This is a genomic window from Planktothrix tepida PCC 9214 (assembly GCF_900009145.1).
In the GTDB taxonomy this organism is placed as follows: domain Bacteria; phylum Cyanobacteriota; class Cyanobacteriia; order Cyanobacteriales; family Microcoleaceae; genus Planktothrix; species Planktothrix tepida.
In genome coordinates, this window is sequence record NZ_LN889862.1 from 1 (window position 1) to 638 (window position 638).

General features: G+C 38.9%; 1 protein-coding gene. It reads left to right on the forward strand.

What is annotated here, in order from left to right:
* Positions 1-54 precede the first annotated feature (54 nt).
* Positions 55-638: hypothetical protein (locus PL9214_RS29505; protein WP_072722822.1), on the forward strand; the 584-nt coding region annotated here is incomplete at its 3' end.

The window sequence follows — 638 nt, forward strand, 5'->3', positions numbered from 1 at the left end:
AACCCCGAAACGCCATAGATAGAATGAAAGCGAATCAGAAGTTAGTACCCGAACATGAACTTCCAGCAGAGGAATGAAGAAGATGAACGGTTAAAAAGCCTAACATTGGAAGCTCAAACCTATCCGGTTTCGAGTCCCCAACGAAAGCAAACTTTAACCCGTTTATTAATAGAAATTCAAGCATCTGGTCGGTTGTGTCGTCCCCGTCGTGGGGAATTTTTACCAGGGATTTATGAAGAAATCTATGCGATCGCATTACAACGACTTTGGCTTGATGTTTGTACCCATATCGATAAATATGATTCCACCAGAGCACCTGTGATTCGATGGGTTAACTTTTTATTAGAAACCCGTTGGATCAATCAAGCCATTCGAGAAGTGTTCGGAGAAAATCAACGACTTGTACAACACCTTGAGGAAAATCAACTTAACTTAACACCCGTAGAATCTGAACAATGTTTATCTGAATTAGTTTTAGAATATATTGAATCAGATCCTCAACAACAATTTAAAAATCACTGTGTTCGGGGTCATCCATCTGCTAATTTTAAAGCCCTTGTTAAACGACGATTAGCCGGACAAAGTTGGGAAGATATTTCTAAAGAATTAGGGTTAAAAATACCAACCCTATCTAGTTT